Annotated in this window: 3 protein-coding genes and 1 pseudogene; all 4 read left to right on the forward strand. The window is 51.3% G+C overall.

Annotation, left to right across the window (positions count from 1 at the left end; genetic code table 11):
* Positions 1-948, forward strand: a 948-nt coding sequence (locus AC3WG5_RS19105; RefSeq protein WP_492570306.1) for a DUF2345 domain-containing protein, incomplete at its 5' end; no start/stop codon positions are given.
* Positions 945-2,984, forward strand: a complete 2,040-nt coding sequence (locus AC3WG5_RS19110; RefSeq protein WP_492570308.1) for a LysM peptidoglycan-binding domain-containing protein — start codon at positions 945-947, stop codon at positions 2,982-2,984. The genes AC3WG5_RS19105 and AC3WG5_RS19110, both read left to right, overlap by 4 nt.
* 3 nt (positions 2,985-2,987) lie before the next feature.
* Positions 2,988-3,749, forward strand: a complete 762-nt coding sequence (locus AC3WG5_RS19115; protein WP_492570310.1) for a hypothetical protein — start codon at positions 2,988-2,990, stop codon at positions 3,747-3,749.
* 118 nt (positions 3,750-3,867) lie between these two features.
* Positions 3,868-4,008 (forward strand): annotated as a pseudogene (locus AC3WG5_RS19120) (IS5/IS1182 family transposase); the annotation flags it as partial.
* Positions 4,009-4,173 lie beyond the last annotated feature (165 nt).

The raw sequence follows: 4,173 nt of genomic DNA on the forward strand, positions 1-4,173 counted from the left end.
GAGACCGGGCCGGCGGAAATCAAGCCAGGCAATGGCAAAGGCGCGAATAAAGCCGACGGCCACCTGCAGCACCACGTGCAGGCGCTGAAAGCGTGGGAAGCCGGCAGCAATACCGACAAGGAATCCAAAACGGCTGCCCAGGGAAATGGATCAGCCCAGGCCGGCCAGCAGCCGCTGATGATCCTGTCCGCCCCGGCCGGCCTCGCCGCAACCACCGACAACAGCCTGACTCTGGCGGCTGGGACGAATATCGACCAGGTCGCCCAGCGCGACACGAATCAAACCTCGGGCCGGCGCTGGCTGCACAACGTCGGCCAGCACATCAGCCTGTTCGTGGCCGGGGTGAAGGACCGGGTCACGCTGAAACTGATCGCCGCCAAGGGCAAGGTGCAGGTTCAGGCGCAGAGCGATGCGATGGAGCTGACGGCGGATAAGGACGTAACGGTGACGTCGTGCAAAGACAAGATTCACATTGCCGCCGCACAGGAAATCCTGCTCAACGTCGGTGGCGGTGCCTACATCCGCCTGGCCGGCGGCAATATCGAGGTGCATTGTCCCGGTACGGTGAGTGTAAAAGGGGCGGAGCATCTGTTGAGTGGCGGTGACAGCCTGTTTGCTACATTCCCAGAGTTCTCATCGGCAGGGACTCAGGCCAGGAAAGTAATGCTGATGTCCCTGGATGGGGAGACACCGCAGAAAGCGACTGCCCATATGGTGGATTCGGATGAAAAACACGTGCTACTGAAACAGGATATTTCCAGCCTTGCTGTTAGCAAGCTGGTCGAATCAGAAACACCTCAACAGTACGATGCCATTCTGGGGCAGGAAGAAGCCTGGACAGCTTTGTATGCCTCGGCAGAAGAAGACAACGATGACGGGGACGACCATCCTGGCATCAGTGATGAAGATGACAGGCACGTCACCGAGTTAGGCGGGAGTAAGTCGTGAAAACCTATACAGTCAAGGCTGGAGACAGCCTATGGAAAATTTGCCATCGACTGGGTCTGGACATTGAGCAAATTGCCCAACTGAACCACTTTACCAAGCATAGCCGTCACCACCTGGCCATCGGGCAAAACCTTCTGATTGAAGGCGACAGCACTGCCGGGGATGCAGACAGCAAATTGACACTACAACTACTTGACCTGGCGAGCCAGCCGATCAAGCACCCGGTGCTCAAGGTAAAGCATGATGGCAAGGAACAGGAGGTCAAGGGGAACAGCGATGGTCTGGTCACAGGATTGAACATTACGGACATCAGCAAGGGCATCGAGATATTTTTCAAGGACATTTCGGGCAAGTTTGTTTCCATCTACAAGGATGGCTTGGTCCCGCTAGGTGAGCAGTTCATGACCCTGCAAGCACGGACCATCAAGATAAAAGGCAACCTGACTGCGAAGGAAGGTGCGCAACAGCAAAGCCAGGCAAGTATCAAGGGCGAGATTCGGAAAAAAAATCCTCCGCAACCTCCGAAATGGCCAGCGGGTAAAGACAAGCTCCCACCCGCCATGCCTCAAGTTGATACAGAGCCTTATCAGAAAAAGGTTCGGCTGGAGGATGGCAAGCCAGTGCAGGTCATTGCGCCGATATTCACCAGTGAAAACCTGAGACTGGCGCCAGTAAACGAAAAATATCGGAAATGCATTATTGAAACCGCCAAGAAATATGGCCTATCACCTCAAGCTCTGGCGGCTTTCATGCAGGTAGAAGCGGCCAAAAGTCGCAAAGGTGAGTGGTTGGAAAATGGCAAGGCAGATAGCAGTTCTGCTGTGGGCCTGATGCAATGTCTGCCCCGTATGTGGAAAGACGTGTCTTGCGACAAGCAGTCCAAACTGTACGAATGCATCCAGAAAACGAAACCAGCCCCAAGCTGGGAGTCTGTACTGGATTGGCGGACCAATGCCGAGCTATCAATCGATTCCGCGGCTTGTTACATCCAGATCAACCTACGCGCCTTGAGAAAACAGTATGGATTGCCGGTAGATAGCCTGAATGACGTAGAGAAGGTCAAGTTGGCATATTTGGCGCATCATGAGGGGGCTGAAGGGGCCAATTTCATTATAAAAAATATGCTAGATGATCAGATGTCAAAAACATTTTTTGCCGCACAGCTGGGGCGCAGACATGGGGAAGCGTTGGCTAAAGTGTACGCAACAAAGTTTGATGATAAATACCGACCAGCTTATCGTTACTGGCTGGCTTATGACCTGGTCGATGCACGGCTTCGCCCGGACCATTTCATGGTCGACCCCAGCAGCTACCAAGCGGCACGGATGGCCGACGTTTTTACCAAACTGGGTGGCCCTGCAGTACAGATACCACATGGCAAGCTGGCCCCGACACAAAGACACCCATCACCTCCCAAGCCCCCCCAACCTGCCACGCGCCCTGATACTCCCTCGGTCTCGCAGCCTGCAGGTACGACAGAACACTGGGTCGACCCCTTGCCGCACTGCATCATCCGTACAGCCCACCTAGCCAGCAAACGTTCTGCCACTTTTGGCATGGTGCGAAAAGACAAAGATGGCAAGCCGCGTGCTCACCAGGGGATCGATCTGCAAGCAGACGTCGGCACGCCATTGCGGGCAGTAGCCAACGCGCGGGTGGCCATAGTAGTGGATCAAGATAAAAAGCCCGGCAAAAACTATGGCAAATGTGTGGTATTGGAAGTGGATTTGAATGATTTGCCGGCTGACAAGCGCGCCTACTGCCAAAGCAAGCTAGGCCCGCAAGAAACGGTGTATTTTTTCTATGCACATATGGAAACTGTTTCAGTGGAAAAGCCAACTCAAAGTAATCCAGTATTTGTCAAAGCCGGCGATTCCATTGGTACCACAGGCTGTAGCGGCAATGCAGCAGGCATGACTACCATCGCGGTAGGTGGGCATTTACATTTTGAGGCCCGAAAAGACCCTAATCCCGGGCTTGGCTTGGTTGGTCGTTTCGACCCCCTTCCTCTTATTGATAATTGCAGAAATCGCTAGGAAATGATGAAAGCACTATTTTACGTTGCGGCACTGGCCATTCTATGTTCGAATCTTGCGCTTGGTGAAACGGAAGAAACTCGCTACTACCGACAAGAGTGCGAGAAAATACAAGAGCCCCAAATTTGTAGAGGATACGAATTTATAAGAGAAGCCGAAAAAAAGCCTGACAATGAGCGTAGTAGAGTATTGGCGCTTGATGTGCCATACTCAGTTGTTATTGACAAAAAAGACAATCTAACGGGAAGGCTGGTGTCGGTTCGAAGAAAATACACCCCGGAAGAGAAAAAAATATATATTAACATTGCTGAAAAAGAATATAAAGAAACCGGTGAATTGCAGCTTAGTGAAAATGGGGATATTTACCGATTCGACGTTAGCGGTATACCCAAAGACAAAAACAACAACTTTATAGAAGTATTATTTAGCAACAAAAACTATGTTTATCTATACTTCATAACAGAGAATATTCCTGACAAATACGATAAATCGGATACACACTATACCTACTATGTCTTTGACAGAAAGTACAAAACTTTGGTTGAGCTATTTTATTTTAGGGGAAATTTTCCTAGAAAAGGAAATTCTAGCCATCCGCTCCTGACCAAAATTGGTAATAATTATTCATTTAAATGGAGTGGAATGCTGGATGGCGGCAAGAAAAATATTTATTATACATTTTCAGTCCTGCCCAATGAGAAAATGGATTGCAAGATGGCTTGGGATGATTGCGAAGGGATAAATATCGTCCCTCGAAAACAATAAGAGACAGCAGAGCACACGGCAGTCTCACAGACCGAGTGGGGCGGTTAATGAATCCCTAGCACATCCGGCGCCATCATCGCTGTCTGTAAGAATGGGTTACCGTCACCGCCTAGTTTAGACAAAAATGTGGGGCTTCAAGCGATTGGTGCAGCGGGTCATGGCATGAGACTATGATCGTCAGGTTGCAGAGTTGCGGGTGCGAGCGGCGATCCTGAATCGCTTCACGGCGCTTGGAGCACCGATGCCGGTGCGAGTGGGACAAGTCCGCTTGGGGAAAGTGGGGACTCACCTCGCATCAGAGTTCTGCAACAGCGCTCCACCACATGCACCTCCGTGATTGTTCAGGTGATTCTGCTTTTCCAGCAAGGTACAAGCTAAGGGCTGGTTCACCTTGCCATGGCCAAGCCTTGGTGTTTCCCCATCC

This window comes from Pseudogulbenkiania sp. FW507-F1 (assembly GCF_058781125.1).